A 22,912-nucleotide genomic window follows, 5' to 3' on the forward strand; every position below is an offset into this window, starting at 1 on the left:
TGGAATAATGAAACACAGGCTTTGCGGTGGTCGACAGAGGGCGCGGAGTGACGCGGAGAAATTCGCTCGCGAGCAACACATTCTGGATGCCGCCGCAGAACTCTTTGTCACCAAGCGTTTTCACGAGCTCACACTGGCAGACGTTGCCAGTGCAAGTGGCCTGACCAAGGCCGCGCTGTACCGCTATTTTCGCAGCAAAGAGCTGCTGTTTATTGCTGTCTATAAACGCGCCTTTATTGAGCTGACGGAACATGCCCGCTCCGGGGCGCCGGTCCGACTGCCAGAAGAAATGACCACGTTACTGGTATCGCACCCGCTGTTCTGCGGTCTGACCGCAATTCTTCACGTTGCCCTGGAAACCGGGCTGACAGAACAGGAGGCACGAGAGTTCAAGTTGTTTTTGCTGGAGCAATCCCAGCTACTGGTGAACTTGATCCGGGAGACAACCGGAAAGGGCCCCCAGGCGTGTTTTCATTTCTTGATGCAGTGCCAACAGGCGCTTATTGGCTGCTGGCACATGACCCATCCTCCCGAAGCTGCGCGCAAAGCCATGCAGCAGGAGCCGCTGACGATCTTTCAGATGGCGTTTGAGCCAACCTTGAGCGCCCACCTGAACGCACTGACGCAGGCATTTCGTCAGGAAGGCGACGACTGAACCTCGTCATCACCTGAGTCCGCAGGATTGTCCGGGGAAGACTGAGCATCTTTCATCAGAACCATCCCACCCTGCAGCAACAAAGCTTTCAAACGCGGATCACCCTGTTCAACCACACCCAGTGCAAACGCCACTGACGCGGCCTCCAGCGGATTCTTCCGGATCACATCAAGCAGAAGATTAGTCGGTGAACGGGCAGCCGAAGAACTGCCACTGTCTGAAGATCCGGGCTTGCCGGGCCGGGAAAGACGGTAGAGAACCAGTAAAAGCAGTAAAAAACAGAATGTACCCGTCAATGCCATGGCCCCGGCTTCTCCCACCCAGGGAGACAGCGCCAGGGTTGCGGCATTGACGAGGAGATAGATGCCAGTAATGAGCAGGGCCAGCAACAATACGAAAAGCAGCATGAAGCCAATGATGGCCGCGACTGCTTTTCGGAGCGCGCCCTGCAACCAGGCCGAGTCAGGCATCATCAGCGATCCAACAAGCGACCCACCAACAACCCGGCCAGAAACATAAGAACAATACTGAGGAATGGACGCTCCTCAATTTTGTGTTCCACGTTTTCCACCGCTTTGCCGCTAACATCCTTTGCGCGATCAAGGGCTTCATCGCCCCGCCGCTTTACCTGGTCAAACGCTTCCCGGCTTTCGCGGCGTATCTCGTCTCGGAGATGACTGATGTTGTTCTTCTGGCCTTCAGCGACGCTTCTGGTCAGCTTGGCCATATCTTCCTGAAGACGGCGCAGATCCTCACGTACCTGTTCGTACTCATTTTGTTGACCGGATTTCGCTTCCATCATCTTGCCTCCTTATCAGTATGATTACTGCTATTTCGGCTATGGCTGCGTGTATCCAAAGCAACCACGGTCACTCCAACTCTAGCACAGGGTTCAAACAACGTGATTAGCGCTTCTTAATGTGCGGGACGCCAATAGAGGATCTCCACTCTCAGGTGGGTAGGGCCTTGCCGGCCGGACCATCATAGCCACAAACCCGGTTGCGGCCCCCGGCCTTAGCTTCATACAGTGAATGGTCGGCCCGTTTGACCGCCCCCTCCACAGATTCCAGAAGGGGGTTTACCTCAGCCACACCGACACTTACTGTGACTTGAACCACCAACCCATCGCCTCCATCAATCATCATGGCTTCGACAGCGTTCCTGATACGTTCAGCACAGCCAAACGCCTCTGCCAGATCCGCACCCGGCAGGAGAATGACGAATTCCTCACCACCGAAGCGCGCGACCAGATCCCTGTCCCGGCTGAACTGACGAAATACCGAGGCAACTTCTACCAGAACCAAGTCGCCCACATTGTGGCCATGGGTGTCATTGACCGCTTTGAAATGATCGATATCAATGGCTATAACCGACAACGGCTCACCCGAGGTCCGGGCCTGTTCCAGCACGTACTCTCCCTCCGCCATGAAATACCGGCGATTGAAGAGCCGTGTCAGAGGGTCCGTCGAGGCCTGGCGTTTCAGTTCATCCTGCTTTGACCGGATATCCTCCAACACCTTGATTCTGTAAGAAATAATGAAAGCCAGGGTGAGCGCTTCCAGAACAATACCAATACCGACTCCATGACTATTGATGTAGTTCGGTTCAACCAGACCTTTGTAATACAGAACGGCAAACCCGTTGAACACCACAAAAAAGGTGTGACCAACAAGGAAAAATTTGACCAGAGGGTGCCCCTTCCTGAACAGCGAAATGCTCACGGAGAAGGTCACTACCATCATCAGGGCGGCAAGACTGCTGGCAGGCTTCAGGGCCGTCGCGATATCAAACAGGCCGTAAACAAACGTCACCACCAGCAATGCCAGCATACCCTGAAGCACGCGATGTTCGGTGCGGAAATACTCATGTGTTTCGAAAATGGCCATCATGAACAACAGCAGGAAAATCGGCATGGTTATCAAAGAGAGATTCAGGACAAACACTGCGTCGCCGTAAGCGTTGAACGCCTTCGCCACCAAACCGTAAGACAGAGCGATCCAGACCAGGCCTGAAATCAGATAGAGTGAGTAGTAAATGTTTTCCTTCTTGCTGGTGGCGAAATACAAAAGGCCGTTATAGAACACCAGCGCCAGCATCATCCCCACCATAAGGGCAATATCGAGGTGCCCCCCGGCCAGCGCCCGCCGGGAATTCTCGTCATCGTATACCTTCAACGAGAACCACTGGTGTGAGTATGCGTGACTACGCACATACACAACCGTCGTTTTCCCGGCTTGCAGTTCGAACGGATACACCAGTGTTCCCCGATACATGGCAGGGTGGGCGTCAGCCTCATTGAGGTTAACGGAAAGCCGATTGACGACGCGTGAGGAGCGCTCTTCAACAATATCGATTGAACGAACGTGATAAGCCTTGGGAAGGTGCAGAAACAGCGAACGGTCATCAGGGCCTGGGTTGTGTAATGAAACCCGATACCAGGTCACCGCCGCCCGGGTACCGAGGGTGGTGGTGCTCATGGTCTGGTCGAAAGACTCAAGCCGAACGGTTTCATAGTCCTTCGTTTGCGATCCATCGATGAAGTATTCGATGGAAAAGTCTGTCAGCGCCACGCCTTGCTCTCCCGGCGCAACCGATTCCAGAGCAAGGGCGGGGAGAGAAACAAGCGACAGCATCAACACAACGAGCAGCAAACGGCCAAGCGCCATTGAGGGTTTCCTTACACCTGCAGGGATTCCAAGTCTAGCACCTGTCGCAATTCAGGGCAGTAGAACCTTAGGCCGAGTCAGTTGCCCAACCGGTTGGCAAATTGAGAGACAGCATCAACAACCTCACGGGCGGCCTCCTGAATCTCATTGATCACATCCCCGGCCTCGCCAACGAGCGACCGCACCTCTTCCGCCCTGGATTTTCCGGATTCGATCACACCCACCGCTCTGGAAGTCAGCTCCTGGTTACGACTGACAACCGAGGTGATCTCTTCGGTCGCTTCCGACGTCCGGGATGCCAGCTTTCTTACCTCATCGGCCACCACCGCAAAGCCCCGTCCCTGATCGCCCGCCCGGGCCGCCTCAATGGCAGCGTTAAGCGCCAGCAGATTGGTCTGCTCCGCGATTCCGCTAATACTCTGGATCAGTGCATTGATGGTCTGGGATTGCTGATCAAGTTCGCCAATACGTTCAACCGCCCGACTCATTTCGTCCGCCAGCTGCTGCATCACCGTGACCGTATTCTCCATAACTTCCTTGCCTCGCTTGGCGCTGGCATCCGTCGCTTTAGATGTGTCGTAGGCGACGCCTGCAGCGTTGGAGACTTCCCGTTCCTGAAGGACCTGCTCGGTGATCACCGTTGCAAATTTCACAACCTTGTAGAGCTCATCACGGGCATTCATCAACGGGTTATAGGAAGCTTCAAGCCAGACTTCACGGCCCGCCTTGTCAACCCGCTTGAAGCGTTCAGCGACAAAATCACCGCTACGCAGTCGCTGCCAGAACTGCTCGTAGTTTGGGGAGTTATATACTTCCGGAGGACAAAAGATGCGGTGGTGTTTTCCCTTGATTTCGTCGAGCCGATAGCCCATCGCATCCAGAAACAGGTGGTTGGCGGTCAGCACATGGCCATGGAGGTCAAACTCGATCACCGCTGTCGAACGCTGCATCGCCCGAATCAGGTTTTCGTGCTCACGAGAGGTCTCAATGGTCCGGGTAAGGTTGTTGGCGAAGATCGTGATGTGGTCCAGCTCACCGTCCCGCCGTTTGATCGGACATACCATGGCCCGGAACCAAAGATGAGTGCCTGCGCCATTCTGCACCTGCCAGGCGCCTACCCATACACGTCCTTTGCTGACCGCCTCCGTCATCAACCGGAAATGCTGGGTAGATCTCAGGTATTCGGGCACCAGATCTCTGGGGTGCCGGCCAATCACCGCATCACTGCCGGCACCAAACTCGCTTTGGAAACGCGAATTGACAGACTTGATCAGGCCACCGGAGTCCAACTCCAGGGCCATCATCTCCTCCGCGACGTCTTCAACGAGTTGCTGCAACATGTACAGCTCTTCCTTGAGGTTCTCGTTTTCTTGTTGCAGTTTTTTGCCGAACATTTGTCCAGTGCTCCTAGTCGCCCCAAACCATCAGCCAGACTGACAGTACTTCCACTTTTCAACTAACGGCTCAACCGATCTAAACTTAAGGCTTCACGCCCTTGTGACAGCATTTTCTTCCAGAAACTACAGTGTAGTTAAAGGAATCTGATCGTGGGTACGGCAGAGACACCCCAGGACCAAAGGAGAAGACCATGAGTGGCCAGTATACGTACCGTATGGGATTTCAGACCATGGATTTCAGGGACCTGGGGACCTTGATGGCAAAGGCAACGCCAGAGCGCTCAGGCGATCATCTCGCCGGCGTTGGCGCAGCGTCGGCTGAAGAGCGGGTACTGGCACAAATGTGTCTGGCCGACCTGCCACTCAAGACATTTCTGACCGACGCCCTGATTCCCTATGAAACGGATGAGGTAACCCGCCTGATCATGGACTCTCATGACGCCACCGCCTTCGCCCCCGTTTCTCACCTGACGGTCGGCGATTTCCGGAACTGGCTTCTGAGCGATAACGCCTCGCCGGAGGTGCTGGCACGACTGCGTCCCGGTCTGACGCCGGAAATGGTGGCGGCGGTGAGCAAGCTCATGCGCAACCAGGATCTGATCCTGGTTGCGCAGAAGTGCCAGATAACCACGGCATTCCGAAACACCGTCGGGTTGCCGGGGCGCCTTTCCACCCGGCTGCAACCGAACCACCCTACAGATGACATGGCAGGCATCGCCGCCAGCATTCTTGATGGCCTGCTTTATGGCAATGGCGACGCCGTCATCGGCATTAATCCAGCGACCGATAACGTGGCTCAAACCAAGCGGCTACTGACCATGGTCGACGAGGTAATCCAGCGCTACGACATTCCAACTCAGTCTTGTGTGCTTACTCACGTGACCAACACCCTCGAAGCCATCGAACAGGGGGCGCCCGTAGATCTGGTTTTCCAGTCTATAGGCGGCACCGAAGCCACCAACCAGAGTTTCGGATTCAACCTCGCCACCCTGAAAGAGGCCCAGGAAGCCGCTCTGAGCCTGAAACGCGGGTCCGTCGGCCAAAACGTAATGTACTTTGAAACCGGTCAGGGTAGCGCCCTCTCCGCCAATGCTCACCACGGCCTTGACCAGCAAACCTGCGAGGCCAGGGCCTACGCGGTCGCCCGCCATTTTGACCCGCTGCTGGTGAATACGGTGGTCGGCTTTATCGGCCCGGAATATCTCTATGATGGCAAGCAGATCACCCGGGCAGGCCTGGAGGATCATTTCTGCGGAAAGCTGCTCGGGCTGCCGATGGGTTGCGACATCTGCTACACCAACCACGCCGAAGCCGACCAGAATGATATGGATAACCTGCTGACGCTGCTCGGAGTCGCCGGATGCACATTCATCATGGGCATTCCAGGGTCAGATGACATCATGCTCAATTACCAGACCACGTCATTCCACGACGCCCTTTACGCCCGCCGTGTGCTCAACCTGAAACCGGCACCGGAGTTCGAGCAATGGTTGCGTGCCATGCAGATTTTCGAGGATTCGGATCGGGTGTCGCTGAATAACGACATACCAGCGGCCTTCCGCCACAGCCTCTCCGGCCCGCGAAGGAGAGCATAACCATGACCGACTCAAAGTTCCCGACCGTCGTTCACAACCCCTGGCGAGGTCTGCGCCAGTACACCCCAGCCCGCATCGGCCTTGGCAGGGCGGGCGTCAGCCTCCCCACAGCAGAGCTTCTTGAGTTTCAGCTGGCACATGCCCGCGCCAGGGATGCCGTGCACCATCCACTGGATATTGAGCAGTTGATCGTCGAATTCCAGCAGATACCCGAGATGTCGGCCCTGGGCCCACCGATTCAACTTCAGAGCCAGGCACCAGACCGGGCCTGCTACCTGCAAAGGCCGGATCTGGGGCGTGTTCTGAGCGAATCATCCAGCAGCCGTCTACAATCGTCGAAAACAGGCTCTGCTGAGCCCCCTGATCTGGCCATAGTGATCGCCGACGGACTGTCAGCCAGAGCCGTGCAGCAAAACGCCCCGGCGTTCATGCGCAGCTTCCTCGGGAAACTGACCCATGACGACCCTGAGTGGCGGGTTGCAGCACCCCTGCTGGTAGAACAGGGGCGCGTAGCGATTGGCGACCACATAGGCCAGGTGCTCGGGACACAACAAGTGGTGGTACTGATCGGCGAGCGACCGGGGCTCAGCTCACCCGACAGCCTCGGCGTCTACCTTACTCATCATCCCGAGCCGGGGCTGCCAGACGCCCGCCGCAACTGCGTATCCAACATCCGCCCTGCCGGACTGGGGGTGGAACAGGCGAGCGAGAAAGTGATCTACCTTCTTAAGGAAGCCAGGCGACTGGGCACCTCAGGGGTCGCCCTAAAGGATCGAAGCGAAGAAGTGGAACTGACCGTATCAGAGAGGGGGAATTTTCTGGTGTAGCCGGGATCAGAAAGATCCCGACAACACGTCCTGAAGATCCTGCTTCAGCTCTTCCGGCTGCGTTATCCATAGCTCACTGTCGGCGCCCGGAAAAACACCCACCTCAAGCCCGTCACGGCTTAACCCGGGCACCCACTTTTTGAAGAAGTCCGGCAATGAAATCGCTTTGGGGCTCAGGTCACCCGAAGGCCCTGCGTAATCTGCTGCAAAGTCCTCAGCGGGCCACACCGGGAGATACCCGACGCCATCTTCCTCCGAGACAATTTTGAGAAACTGGTTATCGCCATTGACCAGTATCCAGAGCTCGCGCTCTTCCACCACAGCGTCCAGAAAATAGTCGTAGCGTTCTTCGCCATCCATTTCCAGAATCGAGGCTAACGGGTTATCGCTCATTGCGGCTCTCTTGTTGATCATGCCGGCGGATGCGGCTTACAGGTTCGCCAGCGCATCACGCACCGGCACATCTCCAGACACTACATCAAAAACGCAATTGCCGGTATTGTCAGAATCCAGCACAGCCAACAGAACCCGGGCAACGTCCTGGCGAGGAATCTCTCCGAACGCGTCCAGTCGCTCGCTGACAGACACCTTACCGTTGCCATCGTCATTGGTAAGTCGGCCAGGGCGCACAATGGTGTAATTCAGACCACTGCTTTTCAGGTGTTCATCGGCATTACGCTTGGCACGCAGGTAATGCTGAAGCTTTTCAGGGCCTTTTTCGGGCTCTTCAGCTCGCATACTGCTGACCATGATGAAACGTTTGATGCCCATGGCCTTGGCGGTATCCACGAGGCGAATCGCGCCATCCTGATCCACATCTACTGTCTTGTCCGGACCAGTATGGGGGCCGGACCCGGCAGTAAAGATAACGGCGTCACAGCCCCGCATGGCTTCGCTGCAATCCTGCTCCAGGTCGCCAATCACCGTTTCCGTGGCACCAAGCTGCTGCAACTCCGGCCCCTGGTCTGCGTGGCGAACCAGTGCTCGTGCCTCATGCTTGCTATCCGCGATTTCCTGTAATAGAAAACGCCCGATCTGCCCGTTGGCTCCGGCAATGAATACATGCATGGGGTGCCTCCCCTGTCTGTTGTGTGAAATGAACCTACCCTACTAGCTGCGCCCGGACGGCGGATAATTCAAGGGACCGACGCGACCCGGGACTGGGCCTTACCCGATGAATGAGCCGTTATCAGGGGAACGGGACGGGCTTCGCGCTGCGCCAGATAGCGTGTGCAGCTTACACGGAGAAAGGAGGCGAAGTTCTCTACTTCACCTCTCAGTTCCATCACCTCTTCGTGGAGTTTGGTGATGAGCTGATTGGTGGTCATGCCGTCCACTTCGGCAATCTCCCGGAGAATATCCCAGAACTGGTTCTCAAGCCGAAGCGTTGTGACCACCCCCCGGATACGGAGAGAACGGGACCGACTTTCAAACAGGATCGGGTCGGCTTTCACATAGAGTTCACACATGAAGTCGGTCTCCTGTGATAACGGCAGCCTCCAGCGGAGGCTGCCGGGTTAAGACTAGATCGAGATCTCAGCACCAAGCAGTTTAGCAAACGCTGACAGCCATGCCGGATGGGCAGGCCAGGCCGGAGCCGTCACCAGGTTGCCCTGAACGTGAGCCTGATCGACCGGAATGTCCATGTAACGACCACCCGCCATTTTCACATCGGGCCCACAGGCAGGATAGGCACTGCACTCGCGCCCCTCCAGCACTCCGGCGGCGGCCAGGATCTGGGCGCCATGACAAACCGACGCAATGGGTTTGCCCGCGTTGTTGAACGCCTGCACGATCTCAATCACCCGCTCATTCAGGCGCAGGTACTCCGGGCCCCGACCACCGGGAATCACCAGCCCAGCATAGTCATCAACCTGAACCTTATCGAAATCGTAATTGAGCGCGAAGTTATGACCCGGCTTTTCGGTGTAAGTCTGGTCACCTTCGAAATCATGGATGGCGGTTTTCACGCTGTCGCCGGATTTCTTTTCCGGGCAAACCGCGTGTACTTCGTAGCCCAGCATGGTCAGTGCCTGGAACGGCACCATGGTCTCGTAGTCTTCGGTGAAATCGCCGGCCAGCAGCAACAGTTTTTTATTCGACATGTTCATTCCTCCCTGTTTGATCAACAATGCATATCCATCATGCGCCACTTTCAGCAGGGATAGGTAACAGCGGAATACTACATTTCGAGTGAACCAATCAGCCTTTTTCAGCCTACTGTACTACCCTGACCACTTATAAAACGGGAACGGAGCTTCCGAATGATCACAGTTCACCACCTCAATAATTCACGTTCACAACGCATTCTCTGGATGCTGGAAGAACTGGGCGTACCCTACGAGATCCAGCGCTATGAGCGCGACCCTGAAACCATGCTGGCTCCAGCCAGTCTCAAGAAAGTGCACCCCCTCGGAAAGTCCCCGATCATCACCGACGGAGATCTGGTGGTTGCCGAATCCGGTGCCATCATCGAATATCTGGCGCACACTTATGGTAAAGACACCATGCTGCCCGAAGCCGGAGGCCAACAGTGGCTGGATTACACCTACTGGATGCACTATGCCGAGGGCTCACTGATGCCACCGCTGGTCATGCGCCTGGTGTTTGAAAAGGTGAAGACCAGCCCAATGCCGTTCTTTATCAAGCCGATCGCCAAAGGAATTTCGGACAAAACCAACCAGATTTTTATCGGCCCGATGATCAAGACCCACCTGGACTTCGTGGAGTCACAACTGGCCAAAAACACCTGGTTTCTTGGGGAACAGCTGAGTGCGGCGGATATTCAGATGAGCTTTCCTCTGGAGGCATCCGTCGCAAGGGGCATCGTTGGTAACGACAGGCCAAACATCAAGGCCTGGGTAGCGCGGGTGCATGCGCGCCCCGCGTACCAGAGAGCACTGGAGAAAGGTGGAGACTACGACTTCGCCTGACCAGGCCGTGGTCCCAGCGCTGGCTTAACCCGCCAGCGCAGCTCGAACTTTCTTGCTCAGGTGCCCCATATCCACCCGGCCGAGCACCTGAGGCTTGAGTTCATTCATCACGTTTCCCATATCCTGCATACCGGAGGCTCCCGTCGCGTTAATGGTTTCGCGGATAAGCGCATCCAGATCGTCCTCAGACAGCGCGGCAGGCATAAACTCCTCGATGATCACCATCTCCGAGCGCTCTTTGTCTGCCAGTTCGCCCCGGCCTGCGTCATCATATTGTGCAGCGGCGTCCCGGCGCTGTTTCAACATCTTGTCCAGCACCTTCAGAACATCGTCATCAGTGAGTTCCCGGCGCTCGTCGACCTCAATCTGCTTCACCGCAGCCTGAGCCATACGCAGCGTCACCAGGCGGTCTTTGTCCTTGCTCCGCATTGCGTCCTTGACTGCGCTGGAAAGTTTTTCCTTAAGTGATGTATCCGCCACGGTTAGTCTCCTGTTCTGGGATAATAAAAAAGTAAACAACGCATGAAGGGCAGAATGATAGCCAAACTACGCCGGAACGTCCCCTATCCGGATAAGGCAACCTCTCCCATCACCCCAAGCAGAAAGCCTGCAAGCGCACCCAATGGTGGCGCCCAGTGTTTTTTCAGGCGTACCTGAGGCGCTATGTCCTGGAAAATGATGTAAAGAATACCCCCTGCCGCAAACAGCATGATGCCGGATACCAGACTCGGGGCATCCGACAGCAGAAAGTAGCCAAGGGCACCGGCCACCGGCCCAAGCAACGCCATCAGCGCCAGGGCACCCACAATCTTCAATCCTCGATAATGGGTTGCGTCCACCAGTTCCCGATAGGAGTTAAAGCCCTCCGGAATATTCTGCAACGCAATGATGCCGGCCAGCAGAATTCCGCCCTCACTGGACACCGAAAAAGTGGCGCCGAGGGCCATGGCTTCCGGCACAAAATCCGAAAGCATGGCCACCAACTGACTCGCCGGCGTGCCGTTGGCAGCCAGCCATCGATCCAGAAGCATAAAGCTGATACCGCCTCCGGCAAAACAGACAACGATACCCACCATGGGCAGGTTAGCCGTCCCTTCTGGCACCAGTACCAGCGCAACCGCCGCCAGCAGCGCGCCACCACCAAACGCGATCACACTGTGCCGCACCTCGGTTTCCAGCCAGCGCGGGTGAATACGCTCCACCGATGCCAGTGCTGCGCCCACAGGCATTGCAAGACCGGCCATCAATGTCAGTAGTAGTATCTGCATAAGGCCATTGGCCTGAAGTGCGTCCAGCATCATGCTCTATCCATAGTCAGTTCGGGTATTCAAAGAATGAGCGACAAACCACCGGTTATCACGGCAAACAGAATCGACAACCCAATCAGCGTTCCCCAGGGGAACGGCGGTGGCGGTGGTTCAATCGCCAATTCCTTCTCAAGATAGTTTCTCAGCAGTCTGGTATTGCGAGTATTCGCCTTATACACGGCATCAAAGGCATCTCCCACCACCGGCAACAGGCCACCCAGAAAATCGATGACCATATTTCTGAGCATTCTTAACTTCACAGCCTTGCTGGCGCCCGCCCGTTGCGCTTCTACCAGCACATAGCCCGACAGGATCAGGCCAGCCATATCACCAACCACCGGTAACAGCCCGATGATGGCCTCTATGCCAATCCGGAACCTGGTAAATGGAAGGCCGATGCTGCTGTCCATCAGACGACTGAACCGGTCAAGACGATTCAGAATGGCGCGCTGTCTCGCCTCGGATGGTGTTGTCATGCTGCTTCCCTTTGCTATTCCGACGGATTTTGAGTCAATTACAAGCTGCGGTTACATCCGGGTTAACGCGCTTCTTAGGATGCTGACGCAGTCCTCCATTTCCCGCTCACTGGCACTGGCAAACCCCATGACCAGACCGGATGATGCGGTTTCTCCGATGTAGTGCGCACTCAAGGGCGTGCTGCCAAAGCCTTGTTTCCTCAGCCATCCACTCAAGGCTGAGTCATCAAACCGGCCTTCAAGCACCAGATGCATACCCGCACTCTCGGCCACCGGTTGCACCAGATTGCCGAGTTTCCTCTGCACCGCGTCCTGGAAGTACTGCCATTTGTCCCGATACAACTGACGCGTCCGGCGAACGTGCCGAACAAACTGGCCACTCTCCATAAACTCGGCAATAGTGGCCTGAATCAGCAAGGGCGTTTCGCCACCACTGACCTGTTTGGCCCAGAGCACCGGCTCCACTACTTCCTCCGGAAGAACGACATATCCCACTCTTAATGCCGGCAGCAGCGTTTTGCTGAAACTTCCCACGTACAGTACCGGCGCATTGTCGAACATACCCTGCACCGCCGCAAACGGCTTGTTGAAGAAATGAAACTCGCTGTCATAGTCGTCTTCCACTATCCAGCAATCGTTCTGCCGAGCCCACTGCACCAGGGCCATCCGTTGGGAGAGGTCCAGAATCCCCCCCATGGGATATTGATGGGTGGGGGTGCAGAACAGCAACCTGGCGGAGCCCAGATGTGGCAACGCGGTCACATCAAGAACCTGATTTTTCAGGGGAATGGGCACCAACGGATTGCCAAGGCGCCCCAACGCATTGCGGGCACCTCGATAGCCCGGATTCTCGCATAGGACACGATCGCCGGGACTCAGAAACACATCCGCCAGCAACGACAAGGCCTGCTGCGCACCATTGGTGATCACAATCTGATCGGCATGGCAACGCACGCCACGCGACGTTCGGAGGTAGTTCGCAATGGCCGTCCGCAGCGGCAGGTAGCCCTGAGTGCTGTCATAACCGCGAAGCCCCCGCCGGCTTTCCTGATGGTGCAGCACGCGGTTCCAGGCGTTGACGGGAAAGGCGTCCAGATCCGGCAGGCCGGGCTGAAATGGCAGGCAGGCATCTTCCGCTCTGCGGGGAGTCCCACGCACCCTGTCTGGCAGTGAAGGCAGTCGGAAACTCCCGCCGGAGGGTATTTTCAATTTTTTCCCAGCCGGTTCGATAGCCGACCCGATATCCTCGTGAACGAATACTCCCCTACCTGCCTGGCTCTGAAGGAAGCCTTCTGCTTTCAACTGATCGTAGACCGCATTCACTGTGTTCCGACTGACGCCAAGATCCTCCGCCATCTGGCGACTGGACGGCAACCGGTGTCCCGGAGGATAGCGTTGAGCCAGAATCCGATCAGCCAACTGTCGATAGAGCTGAAGTTGCAGAGGTTGGTCAGCATCAAACCGAATATCATCAATCACAACCACTGGTCCTATAAAAAAACACAATCTGGGTCTTTTGAGGGTATCAGAAGTGACGTGAAATAGAACGCAACTGTCCAACCTACAACCTTGAGGACCAGCGAATGAATCAGCCAGATACTCAACTAGCCTCACCTCTCACGTCCTGCCCAAGGAGCACCGTGAGGCGGGCCACCAAAAGAGCGTCGGTGGACCGCCAGGTTGCCTACACGCTGATTGACCGACTCAAAACCGCGCACCTGGGCTTTGTGGAGGACGGCGAGCCCCGCATCATCCCGATTACCGCCTGGCGAATGGATGACCACCTGTACGTTCACACCCTTAATGGAGGCCGGTTGTCAAAACGCCTCGGCTCGGGCCAACTCCTTTGCATCTCGTTTGCCGTCACCAATGAATGGGTTTTGACCAAGTCTGCGTACCACCACAGCGCCAACTACGAATCTCTGGTGTTGTTCGGCCGCGCCCAGCTCGTAGAGGATACTGCAGAATTCGACGCCGCATTCCGGGCCATCATCAACCAGATTGAGCCAGGGCGTTGGGAGCAGGTACGGGCACCGAACCAGAAGGAGCGCCGGGCAACCGCTCTGTTCCGGATACCGATTGAAGAAGGCTCATTCAAGAGCCGGACTGGCGGCCCCAATGAAGATCCCGAGGATATGGGATTGCCAATATGGCACGGAACCGTGCCGGCAATAACCTGATAGAAGGACGATCCCGGCCTCACCTGCTAATCTGCGTGAGCAGATACAAACAAAATTGAAAGACCAGGAGACGAGCCGTGCTGGAAAGCGAAATCCCTTTAATGGACATGGTCATTCGACTGCTTATGGCGGCTGGCCTGGCACTGGTGCTTGGGCTTGAACGTGAACTACGAGGGAAGCCAGCGGGACTGCGATCGCACATGCTCGTCTCCGTGGGGGCATCCGCATTCATCATGATGGGCATGCACATTTTGCTCGCCACGGCGGAAGGCGACCCTTCTGCCCGAATAGACCCCACACGCATTGTCGAAGGCGTGATTGGCGGCATTGGCTTTCTGGGCGCCGGCAGTATCATCCAGAGCCGCGGCAATGTTCAGGGCATTACCACGGGAGCCTCCATCTGGGTATCCGGCGCCATTGGCGTAGCCTGCGGCCTTGGCACCCTGGCCCTTGCCAGCATGGTGACGGTGCTTTCACTGATTATCGTGGTCGTGCTTGGCCGATTCGAGCGAGAAGTCATCAAGGATTGAAGCTGTGGTCACACCCGAATCATTTACCCAACAACTCCCCTACCGGACGAAAGTTCACCACATGATCGCACACGGACTTTGCGATCATGAGAATGGGCGTAGCCACAATCAAGCCCACTGGCCCCCACAACCAACCCCAGAACAACAACCCGATAAAAATGGCGACGGCATTCAAACTGGAGACGTAACTCGTCAGCCACGGCATCAGCAGATTCCCCTGAATACTGGTGATGACCAGCGATGTAAGCGCAACAATCACGGCAGTATTGAGCTCGCCGAACTGCAGGAATGCGGCCACCCCAGAGCCGACCAGAACCAGGAAAGGCCCCAGATACGGCACACCACTGGCAATACCAGCCACGACGCCCCACAGCGCCGCTTGCTCAACTCCTAATAGCAGGAATGCCAGCCAGGTGAGAATGCCGACAAAAAGCGCACTGATGACCATGACAAAAAGGAACCGGCGTACCTGGTGATGCAGCTCGTTCATAATTCGTGCCGCCTTGCGCATACGCCGGAACGACGGACCGGATATTCTAACGATCTTGCGCCGGTATAGCTTGCCGACGGAAAGCAGGAAAAACACCAGTAAAAGCACAGAAAACATCTGGGAAATCAGCACTAATGTGGCCGGCGAGTTGCGGATCACGTAATCACGAACGTCCATCGGCTCGTCCACCAGCCGCACGGGTGTCACGCCGGCCTGAACAGCCGGTTCCTCCTGGCTTTTCTCGGCGGTTTCCTCAATCTGCTTGGCGGCAATCTGCGCTTTCTCCATGATGCTTTCTTCATCCTCGGACGCAGACGCATCTTCACGCTGAAGCTCCTTGATGGCCTGGGGAATCTTGTCCAGCATGGCCATGGCTTCCTGCTTGAGCGGCACACTTGCCGCCGCCAGAATCGCTATCAGTGCGCAAAGAACCAGAGCTGCACCCAATGGACGGGGTATGTGAATCCGATCCAGTGTCGCCACCAGCGGATCCAGGGCGTAACTGATCAAAACTGCGACCACAAGTGGCAGCAGAACAGGCTGGGCCCAGTCGATAAAATACAGGGAGGCGATGCTGGTCAGCACAATCAACGACATGCTGCGGATATTGATGGCTTCAATCAGGGCCGTGGTTGAGTCCTGTTCACCCGAACCCGACCCGACACCCGGGCTTTCCTCGTTGTGACTCATAACCGCAGCTATGCCTCATATCAGATCCATGATTCAGAAGAGTGTAGCTTGCCTGCTGTCGGCTAGTGGTTACGATATTTTATGACGTGGTTCGACTGATATGAGTGGCACATAAACAAAAAGGCAGCCGAAGCTACCTTGTTTGAAAATCTCTTAATTACTCTTCAGATTAATCTGCTTCGGGCCAGCCGAGGTCAACTGCGAACTTTTACCTTTAGCCACATACTCAACGCGCCCACCGGACTTTAAAAAGGCAGCCGTCTGCTCTTCAATCTCTGCAGACGTTAAAACAACTTTGACGACTTTCTTGCTCATGAGATTTCCCCGATTGGATATCGGCCTGTTCGCCAATATCAAAGCGACAGTGTATCTGAAACAGGAAATAATTGCCGGGGGAGTGTGCAATACCAGTCCCCCGGCGCTCATGCTCCACCATGTTTCTAAGGCACCGGGGAGCAACTCGCCAGAGGCAACTGATTGATCCAGCTACGAATCAGAAGAGCTCCCTCCTGGTGAACCGTACTCCGGCCAAGCTCAGGCATCTTGTGTCGGCTATCCGTGGTTTCGATGCGGAACTGCAGATACGATTCATCGGCATTGCCAGGGATAACGTCATAGGGATAGCCGTCTTTCCCCCCCGCTACCGGATCTTTACAGACACCAAATTTGCCAGGTGCATCCGCATAACGGCGATTGTACTCGAGCTGAACACCGCTGCTGCCCGCCGCACCGGCGTAGCCCTCAGGCAAGGTAAGATCAGCACGGTGGCAATGAGCACAGTTGATGTCCAGATAGGCTCGGGCCTTGTCATTCAGCTCGCTGTCACTGAGCGACGCCACATTCGTCTCATCATTGAATACCGCAGCTTTCTCTACGCTGTTGAAATCCGAGGGTAATCCAGACAGTAACTCGCCTTCCGCCCAGTACTGAAGCTGGTTGTATACCGTGCCATCCGGATAGGTGAAGTCCTTGTTCAGATAGCGGGCCTTGGGACCAATGGGCAGGAAAATCTGCTCTCGTTGATCGTCCGGGCCCGTCAGGTTCGGAACGATGGAATGGCAAGACGTACAGTCCGCGGCTTTGGGCACCGCATAATCGAACGTCAGCGTCTGCCCCTGATTGTTGATGGTGGACAGATCCGTCAGCCGCTTACCCGCAATGGCCAGGGTGGCATCGGTCTCTGATGACCAATAATAAGGCAACGCCATCCAGCCGTCGGTCCGGTGGATCAGCAACCGGGTCTCGATCACCAGTTCGTCGCCATCTCGCATCGCGGTGTTGGCCGGTAAGGCAAAGGTTTTGGTAATCACAGTGCCGACCGGGAAATCCAGAGCTTCAGATTCGTCAAAGCTGACGGTTTTGCCCTCAGGCACAAACACAAACCGATACTTGGTGGTGTAGTCCGAGAATAACGCCGTAGAAAGATCGTAGGGCACCCCGCCCCGGGTTGGTCCCGCTGTCGGGTCACTGGCATCGGTAAACAGTTTGTAGTCGGAAAGATTCGGGCACACTTCGGTCATCAGCGCATCCCAGTTCACACCTCGGGTTTGCGCATCGCAACTCCCCTTTGCACCGGACGGTGCACCGGCGCCTGCATTCAGGGCGGTACTGGCGGGGCTGTCGCCATCGTCTGAAGACGAGCCGCCGCCACCACAGGCGGCCATCAACATTGACGCCATCAGCGCCGCGATCATTGGGTTCTTATTGTTTCTCATCTGAAATGCTCTCTTGCCACGGAAGGGGCCGCCAGGCTGTTCTGGCGGCCCCTTCCTGTCTTGATGGATGCGGGCAATCATGAATCCGGCGTTGCGCTTAGAGCGCGCAAGCCGCTTCTGCCAGGTCATCACCGGTACAGCCGTAGATGTTGTTGCGGAAATTCACCACGGCAGGTGCCAGTCTCGGCTGGACACAACTCAGGTAGGTATTGTTGACCATCTGATCAATCAACAGATGCGGCAACGGGTTACCGTCACCATCCACCTGCGTCACATCAGCAGGGTCGTCGGGGTATACCAGGCCGGTGTTGACCTCATCGTAGGCCGGGGCCGGGTTAGCGTTGATATTGCTGTTGGCGCAGATCTGGTCGCCAGCACCATACGGATCATAGTTCACGCCATCCGCCTGAGCGTCCGGACCAACCAGTGCATTGAATCCCGCCAAATCACCGGTGTTGGAGAGCAGTTCCCCAATACCGTCGTAGAGGATAGCCGGGAAGGTCTGGGGCGAGCCCTTGCTGTTCATATTGGAGCCGTAGCCATCAATGATGGGTTGCAGCAAGGCTCCCTGTGGGTCATCGCCGTTACGGGCAATGGTATTGTTGTGCAGGTACACGTTTTTGAGGGTTGGGCTCCAGCCGTCACCCATGGTGGCACCGTAGTTGGCGGGGTAGTTGGCCAGATCATCATTCACCAGCAAGTAGCTGGTAATGGCGACGGCCGTTGTAGCGTTGTCCGTAAGCTGATTGTTGTACATCTCCACATCGCTGGTGGCGAGGATCAGAGCGCCAGTACCAGGCGGCACCAGCCCGACCACGCCGGCCCCGACATTGGCTGCGTTGTTGCTGTAGGCGTGATTATTGAAAATCCGGACGTTACCGCCATAGGCTTTATCCAGCCCCGGCAAATCAAACACCAGAATACCGCCGGAATTGCCCACCGCGATGTTGTTGTAGACGTCAGCCATGGTGGAATTCTCAATTTCGATACCAGCCACGTTTTGCTTGGCCGTGTTATTGCGAACAACAATGTTCTCAGACTGACCAACATAGATTCCGGCATCCGCCGATCCGAAGGCATAGTTGTTCTCCAGCAACACGTTCTGACTCTTGAGCGGATACAAGCCATAGGCACCATTGTTAGCCTCAAGCTCGCCCTCCCATACGGTGGCGGTGTACGTCATGTGAATGCCATTGACGTTGGTGGCCTTGATGCCGTTCTTGGGTGCCTCGTACACCGCCATATCACGCACGGTAATGCCATTCCCGCCCTGGAAACGAAAGGCGTCATCACCATTGGAAGTGCTGAAATCGAGAACAGTTTCGTGAATACCATGCCCGGTCAGTGTTAACCCGCTTGCGCTGTTCACAACGATGCTTTCGGTCACCACAAATCGTCCTTTTGGCAACACCACAAGAGCATCTTCAGGCAGATCAAAAAGGGCGACCGACAAGGCTTCCGTAATGTCATCCCCATCAACGGCGTCGGGAGCCACCAGGATCGCATCACCCGGGATCGCAAACCCGGACGTGGTAACTGCGAGCGGAGAACTGGCTTCGCCACCGGCTGACTGCCCGTCGGCACCATCCTTGCCGTCTTTGCCATCGTCGCCGTCACAGCCGGCAAGCAAAAGCCCCCCGGACATGGCGGTAATAAGGAGTAGTTTTTTGAACGTATGAGACTGGCGCATCGTATCCTCGGCTGACCGTGTTGTTTTTATTGAAGCGCTCCCCTGAGGGGCGGCGTGCAAATTGACATTAAGCAAGGTCAAACCGGTACGCGAGAACAACCGATATGCAGAAAAGCACAAGGCCTGTGCAAATTCTTCAAAGGCTTGTGAGACAGGGGCTGAAGGCAAAAAGAACTGAGACTGTGCAAAACCTGAAATGACACAGATTGCAGGATTTAATCAGGATTTGTCGGTTCCCTCCAACTGCTGGCGAAACTCTGTCGGCGTGGTGCTCATAATGTCCCGAAAGGCTCTGTTGAAGGAACTCAGGGTTCGGTAGCCGACATCCAGTGATATATTGAGAACCGGCGTTTCCGGTTCACTCTGCAATCGCTCTGCGGCATCGGCAACCCTGAGCTGGTTTATGTAGTCATTGAAATTACGGTAGCCGAGTGTCTGGTTAATGACCTTGCGAAGTCGATACTCCGGTATTTCAGTCGCTTCCGACAGCTTCCTGAGGGTCAGTTTTTCGGTTCGGTAGAAGCCTGAGGCCATAAGCCGGCCAAGCGCCCCGGAATCCTGGGACTGCTGCACGGAAGGCCCGTCCGGTGCCTCAACAGGCGGCCTCTGAACCTCGGCGTCAAACCGGGTTTTCGCCGGTTGATCATGGTCCACCAGCTCCATGATCCCACTGCGGGCAGTCACCAGGCAGATTAATGCGGCGAACGCGGCAAGCCCTGTAATAATCCCGCGAATGTATTCGTGGTAGATCCCGAAGTTAAGACTCACTGTCGCCACACCAACGGCGCTGCCAATGATCAACAGAAAAGCGAGCCTTGCCTTCCGACGGGTCTCAACCAGATCATTTCGCCAGTATCGCACCACAAAACTGAGCCCATGCAGCACCACCACGTATTCAAAAAACTGCCCTAACCGCCAGCCGAAAAACACCGCCACAGCGGGCGATTCCCCGGGTACCACGAAGGGCCGGGCCAACGCGGGGGCAATAAAACTGTATAGGGCCATAGCGCCCCAGACGGACCTCAGGCGCGGACGCGGAGCAAAGATTAACTGGCACAGCAACCAGAACAGGCCTGGTAAGGCGGTTTGAAGATCAGACGTAATCCAGCGCCACTCTCGGGGAATCAGCGGGTCAATCAGAAACGCGGCAGACGTGAGGGTCACCAGGAGAAACACCCGGCCTACCAGCAAGTGTCGGAAGTCCCTCAGGGTAATTACAAAAAGCGGCAGCAGGCAACCAAGCCCGAAGCCCGTCAGAAGCATCACGGTTTTTCACCTTTTATTGTTATTTATCTATGTCACGGCTCTATCAGGACGACCAGTTTACCCCAACGTCCACTTAATCGCTCCGGCGCATACGCTCCGCATCCAACAACGCCTGCTTTCGCTCCAGACCCCAGCGATAACCGCCAAGGCCACCATCCCCTCGCAGTACCCGATGGCAGGGAATCAACACGCCAATCCGGTTCTTGCCACAAGCCGACGCCACGGCCCGCACCGCCCTGGGCTTGTCGATCCTCGCGGCCACCTCGCTGTAGCTCAGGACATCGCCCTCGCGGATACTCAACAGAAACTGCCAGACTTTTACCTGAAACGCGGTGCCTCGCATATCCAACGGCAAATCCGGCCGTGGGGCTCCCGCACTGATATGCTGATCCAGGGCTTCCATCCAGGCATCAAGTTCCGGGGCGTTCCGGGCTGGTGAGGCGGTCAGCTCAGCCTCAGGAAATTCCGACCTCAATCGGCCCACCAGCGACGCTTCATCGTCACCGAATTCCACAAAGCAAACACCCCTATCCGTGGCCGCCATCATCATCAGCCCCAGTGAGGTGGTTCGGCCGGCATAGACGATGACTTCACCCGCACCACCGGCCCGATAGGTCCTGGGCGGCATACCGATGCTACGGTTCGCTTCCCCATAGACACGACTGACCGAACCAAACCCGGAGGCGAATATCGCGTCCGTCACTTTACTCCCGTCTTTCAGGGATTGCTTGAAGCGCCGCATACGGACGGCATCCTGATAGGCTTTTGGAGAGACACCAAACGCCGCCTTGAACTGTTTCTGTAAACGGGACGGTGACAGAGCGGCCACCTTCGCCAGGCTCGAGAGCGTGAGTGCTTCATCGGCGTGCATCTCAATGTGCTGTGCCACCCTGACCAGCCTGGCCACCCGCGCACTCTCCCCTGCCGCAGAGTCGCCGACGCCTGTCATCCAATCGCTATCCTGTTCCGGGGAGCGGGACATCTCATCACCCTTTTAATCATGGTCGTAGCGATGAGTAAAACCGACTTCGCCAATGGTTTCCATCCGATTGTTGCCGCCGTTGGTTTTCGGTTCTGCCCCCCTGACAATGGCAGGCCCTAGCTCGAGACGGTTTGACACGCTCCCAAACCCTGCGCCTTCACGTACTCACAAAACGCCTCGACATCCGGGTTGTGGAATTCGTCCGAGATAAACTCGCTGGGAATCAGCCCCTCATCCCAGCGCGTTGTCACCAGTGTCACCTCAGGGGTGGCGTGATCGTCTGAATAAATGCGGACCACTGCCGTGGTTTGATGAATGTACAGGTCCCGGAGTGGTCGGCTGCAACGCAGGCTGTCTGCAGGCTGATCGGCATGGCACTGATACCCCGAGCCGGTGAAGAAATCACGGGCAACCGACAACAGCTCCCCTGCTTCCTGCCCGGCAGACGACGATAGATGAATGGAACGGGGCACGTCCCCGATCACGTTGGTGCAACCCGACAGCACAAGCCCTCCGGCAATCACCAATGATGTGAATACCCTCATCCCTTAACGTCCTCCCTCAGCAGGAGGAGGGCTCCCTGTAAATCCAGCTCATACAGATCGATAGACCAGGTGGCATCCAATGCTCCATCCGCCCCGAGATCGATTTCCGCTTTGAGGAAACGACCTTCCAAACCAATGAAGTCGATGTAGAGACGACTGTTGCCGTCTGAAATGACGCTCCGCAACTCTCCGCCCTGTTCCTGAGACAGTTCAAAACGGCCTTGATCAGAGGCCGAAAGGTACCCCTGCCACTGCAAGGTTCTCAGGCCTGCATCCTCGTATGAAAGAGCCGCATCAAGCTCGAAGACGGGCTGTTCCGCGCCAGGCCCTCGCTCCGAGTTTACGAACTCACTTTCGTAGCCCGAATCGCCAACCCGGGAGAGCACATAAATTCCACTGTAGGCATGGGGCTCAGCCTCATCGGAAACAGCAATTGAGAAGTCATCCACCTCGACCACATACGCCGTCGAGGCCGGATTCCAGTATACGCCCAAATCACCTTGATACAGGGAGCCATCAGGCTTCTTGCAGTTCTCGAAACGGTAGCGCGACCCCGGAAGAGTGTTGCCCTGAAGATCGGTGACCGGAGATTCCACCTCATTCTCAAGGTTCACCTTTCCTTGCTCGCAGATGCCCAGTCGAATCGAGCTCCACGGCAGAAGCCCCTGATAGGTGATCGCAAAGCGATTCAATGCGAGCGTTTCAAGGGCAGCCTGCGCAGCTCGGCGACTGATGGCCTCAGCATTGTCCAGAGAAAGCGTTCCGGAAACCGGCTCAGGAGAACTGACAGGCGCGTCACTCGACGACCCCGAACCACCGCAACCCACAACGGCCAAGAGCGACCCCACCGCTAAACAACCACGCACCCAAGGATAGATCGTCGACAAAACAGCACTCCTTACTGAAACTGATTTCCATTTAGTGAGCAAGCATTCTACCCCAGATCTCGCACAATCGTGGTGCGAAAA

26 protein-coding genes are annotated in these 22,912 nt (G+C 56.2%); 6 read left to right on the plus strand and 20 right to left on the minus strand.

Annotation, left to right across the window (positions count from 1 at the left end):
- Window positions 1-7: 7 nt before the first annotated feature.
- Window positions 8-655 (plus strand): TetR/AcrR family transcriptional regulator, encoded by a 648-nt coding sequence (locus MARHY_RS13640; RefSeq protein ID WP_041654928.1) that lies wholly within the window; start codon window positions 8-10, stop codon window positions 653-655.
- Here the strand turns inward: MARHY_RS13640 and MARHY_RS13645 are convergent.
- The 4 genes from MARHY_RS13645 to MARHY_RS13660 all read right to left on the minus strand — a co-directional run bounded on the left by MARHY_RS13645 (window position 637) and on the right by MARHY_RS13660 (window position 4,715).
- On the minus strand, window positions 637-1,128 hold the full coding sequence (locus MARHY_RS13645) for a hypothetical protein (protein ID WP_014422310.1): 492 nt from the start codon (window positions 1,126-1,128) through the stop codon (window positions 637-639). The two genes, MARHY_RS13640 and MARHY_RS13645, sit on opposite strands and share 19 nt — an antisense overlap.
- On the minus strand, window positions 1,128-1,457 hold the full coding sequence (locus MARHY_RS13650) for an ElaB/YgaM/YqjD family protein (protein ID WP_011786381.1): 330 nt from the start codon (window positions 1,455-1,457) through the stop codon (window positions 1,128-1,130). Before MARHY_RS13650 ends, MARHY_RS13645 begins: the two co-directional genes overlap by 1 nt.
- Window positions 1,458-1,605: 148 nt before the next feature.
- Window positions 1,606-3,321, minus strand: coding sequence for a sensor domain-containing diguanylate cyclase (locus MARHY_RS13655; protein ID WP_014422311.1), 1,716 nt, complete (start codon window positions 3,319-3,321; stop codon window positions 1,606-1,608).
- 77 nt (window positions 3,322-3,398) lie between these two features.
- Window positions 3,399-4,715 carry a methyl-accepting chemotaxis protein gene (locus tag MARHY_RS13660; RefSeq protein WP_014422312.1) on the minus strand — a complete coding sequence of 439 codons (1,317 nt, stop codon included), beginning with the start codon at window positions 4,713-4,715 and terminating at the stop codon, window positions 3,399-3,401.
- Between the two features lie 194 nt (window positions 4,716-4,909).
- Here MARHY_RS13660 and MARHY_RS13665 point away from each other — a divergent pair, with 194 nt between their 5' ends.
- Together MARHY_RS13665 and eutC are read left to right on the plus strand one after the other, a co-directional pair.
- Window positions 4,910-6,313, plus strand: coding sequence for an ethanolamine ammonia-lyase subunit EutB (locus MARHY_RS13665; RefSeq protein WP_014422313.1), 1,404 nt, complete (start codon window positions 4,910-4,912; stop codon window positions 6,311-6,313).
- A 2-nt stretch (window positions 6,314-6,315) separates the two neighbouring features.
- Entirely contained in the window at window positions 6,316-7,140 is an 825-nt protein-coding gene (gene eutC / locus MARHY_RS13670; protein WP_014422314.1) for an ethanolamine ammonia-lyase subunit EutC, read from the plus strand.
- Window positions 7,141-7,146: 6 nt separating this feature from the next.
- Here eutC and MARHY_RS13675 read toward each other — a convergent pair whose 3' ends face one another.
- The 4 genes from MARHY_RS13675 to MARHY_RS13690 form a co-directional block, all read right to left on the minus strand.
- The gene (locus tag MARHY_RS13675) at window positions 7,147-7,533 is read right to left on the minus strand and encodes a DUF2750 domain-containing protein (RefSeq protein WP_041654930.1); all 387 of its coding nucleotides are present in this window, start codon (window positions 7,531-7,533) and stop codon (window positions 7,147-7,149) included.
- Between the two features lie 36 nt (window positions 7,534-7,569).
- Window positions 7,570-8,208 carry an SDR family oxidoreductase gene (locus MARHY_RS13680; RefSeq protein WP_014422316.1) on the minus strand — a complete coding sequence of 213 codons (639 nt, stop codon included), beginning with the start codon at window positions 8,206-8,208 and terminating at the stop codon, window positions 7,570-7,572.
- 68 nt (window positions 8,209-8,276) lie between these two features.
- Window positions 8,277-8,609 (minus strand): ribbon-helix-helix domain-containing protein, encoded by a 333-nt coding sequence (locus MARHY_RS13685; RefSeq protein WP_011786387.1) that lies wholly within the window; start codon window positions 8,607-8,609, stop codon window positions 8,277-8,279.
- A 54-nt stretch (window positions 8,610-8,663) separates the two neighbouring features.
- Window positions 8,664-9,245 carry a DJ-1/PfpI family protein gene (locus MARHY_RS13690; protein WP_014422317.1) on the minus strand — a complete coding sequence of 194 codons (582 nt, stop codon included), beginning with the start codon at window positions 9,243-9,245 and terminating at the stop codon, window positions 8,664-8,666.
- A 159-nt stretch (window positions 9,246-9,404) separates the two neighbouring features.
- Between MARHY_RS13690 and MARHY_RS13695 the strand changes: the two genes are divergently transcribed.
- Window positions 9,405-10,073 carry a glutathione S-transferase gene (locus MARHY_RS13695; RefSeq protein WP_014422318.1) on the plus strand — a complete coding sequence of 223 codons (669 nt, stop codon included), beginning with the start codon at window positions 9,405-9,407 and terminating at the stop codon, window positions 10,071-10,073.
- Between the two features lie 24 nt (window positions 10,074-10,097).
- On the opposite strand, the gene MARHY_RS13700 is transcribed toward MARHY_RS13695, so the two are convergent.
- From MARHY_RS13700 to pdxR, 4 genes are all read right to left on the minus strand, one after another.
- Window positions 10,098-10,553 carry a GatB/YqeY domain-containing protein gene (locus MARHY_RS13700; protein ID WP_011786390.1) on the minus strand — a complete coding sequence of 152 codons (456 nt, stop codon included), beginning with the start codon at window positions 10,551-10,553 and terminating at the stop codon, window positions 10,098-10,100.
- A gap of 83 nt (window positions 10,554-10,636) precedes the next feature.
- Window positions 10,637-11,374, minus strand: a complete 738-nt coding sequence (locus tag MARHY_RS13705; RefSeq protein ID WP_014422319.1) for a ZIP family metal transporter — start codon at window positions 11,372-11,374, stop codon at window positions 10,637-10,639.
- Window positions 11,375-11,400: 26 nt separating this feature from the next.
- A complete protein-coding gene (locus tag MARHY_RS13710; protein ID WP_022992816.1) occupies window positions 11,401-11,856 on the minus strand; it encodes a DUF4112 domain-containing protein in 456 nt (151 codons plus the stop codon).
- Window positions 11,857-11,907: 51 nt separating this feature from the next.
- Window positions 11,908-13,335: a MocR-like pyridoxine biosynthesis transcription factor PdxR gene (gene pdxR, locus MARHY_RS13715; RefSeq protein WP_041655591.1), complete on the minus strand. Its 1,428-nt coding sequence runs from the start codon at window positions 13,333-13,335 to the stop codon at window positions 11,908-11,910.
- Between the two features lie 188 nt (window positions 13,336-13,523).
- On the opposite strand from pdxR, the gene MARHY_RS13720 reads away from it, so the two are divergent.
- Both MARHY_RS13720 and MARHY_RS13725 read left to right on the plus strand, forming a co-directional pair.
- The gene (locus MARHY_RS13720) at window positions 13,524-14,036 is read left to right on the plus strand and encodes a pyridoxamine 5'-phosphate oxidase family protein (RefSeq protein ID WP_223268785.1); all 513 of its coding nucleotides are present in this window, start codon (window positions 13,524-13,526) and stop codon (window positions 14,034-14,036) included.
- A 77-nt stretch (window positions 14,037-14,113) separates the two neighbouring features.
- Window positions 14,114-14,566: an MgtC/SapB family protein gene (locus tag MARHY_RS13725; RefSeq protein WP_011786395.1), complete on the plus strand. Its 453-nt coding sequence runs from the start codon at window positions 14,114-14,116 to the stop codon at window positions 14,564-14,566.
- A gap of 19 nt (window positions 14,567-14,585) precedes the next feature.
- Here MARHY_RS13725 and MARHY_RS13730 read toward each other — a convergent pair whose 3' ends face one another.
- The 8 genes from MARHY_RS13730 to MARHY_RS13765 all read right to left on the minus strand — a co-directional run bounded on the left by MARHY_RS13730 (window position 14,586) and on the right by MARHY_RS13765 (window position 22,831).
- Entirely contained in the window at window positions 14,586-15,746 is a 1,161-nt protein-coding gene (locus MARHY_RS13730; protein ID WP_014422323.1) for an AI-2E family transporter, read from the minus strand.
- 153 nt (window positions 15,747-15,899) lie between these two features.
- Complete coding sequence (locus tag MARHY_RS18860) at window positions 15,900-16,061, minus strand: PFL_1563 family small protein (protein ID WP_022992820.1); 162 nt, start codon at window positions 16,059-16,061, stop codon at window positions 15,900-15,902.
- A gap of 125 nt (window positions 16,062-16,186) precedes the next feature.
- Complete coding sequence (locus MARHY_RS13740; protein WP_041655593.1) at window positions 16,187-17,461, minus strand: SO2930 family diheme c-type cytochrome; 1,275 nt, start codon at window positions 17,459-17,461, stop codon at window positions 16,187-16,189.
- Window positions 17,462-17,558: 97 nt separating this feature from the next.
- Complete coding sequence (locus MARHY_RS13745) at window positions 17,559-19,151, minus strand: parallel beta-helix domain-containing protein (RefSeq protein WP_041654935.1); 1,593 nt, start codon at window positions 19,149-19,151, stop codon at window positions 17,559-17,561.
- A 219-nt stretch (window positions 19,152-19,370) separates the two neighbouring features.
- Window positions 19,371-20,414, minus strand: coding sequence for an AraC family transcriptional regulator (locus MARHY_RS13750; protein ID WP_041654937.1), 1,044 nt, complete (start codon window positions 20,412-20,414; stop codon window positions 19,371-19,373).
- 76 nt (window positions 20,415-20,490) lie between these two features.
- On the minus strand, window positions 20,491-21,366 hold the full coding sequence (locus MARHY_RS13755) for a bifunctional transcriptional activator/DNA repair enzyme AdaA (protein WP_226374338.1): 876 nt from the start codon (window positions 21,364-21,366) through the stop codon (window positions 20,491-20,493).
- Window positions 21,367-21,515: 149 nt separating this feature from the next.
- Window positions 21,516-21,944, minus strand: coding sequence for a hypothetical protein (locus MARHY_RS13760; protein WP_041654939.1), 429 nt, complete (start codon window positions 21,942-21,944; stop codon window positions 21,516-21,518).
- Entirely contained in the window at window positions 21,941-22,831 is an 891-nt protein-coding gene (locus tag MARHY_RS13765) for a hypothetical protein (RefSeq protein WP_158011892.1), read from the minus strand. Before MARHY_RS13765 ends, MARHY_RS13760 begins: the two co-directional genes overlap by 4 nt.
- Between the last annotated feature and the right edge of the window lie 81 nt (window positions 22,832-22,912).

The sequence above is a fragment of the Marinobacter nauticus ATCC 49840 genome (genome assembly GCF_000284615.1).
GTDB lineage: Bacteria > Pseudomonadota > Gammaproteobacteria > Pseudomonadales > Oleiphilaceae > Marinobacter > Marinobacter nauticus.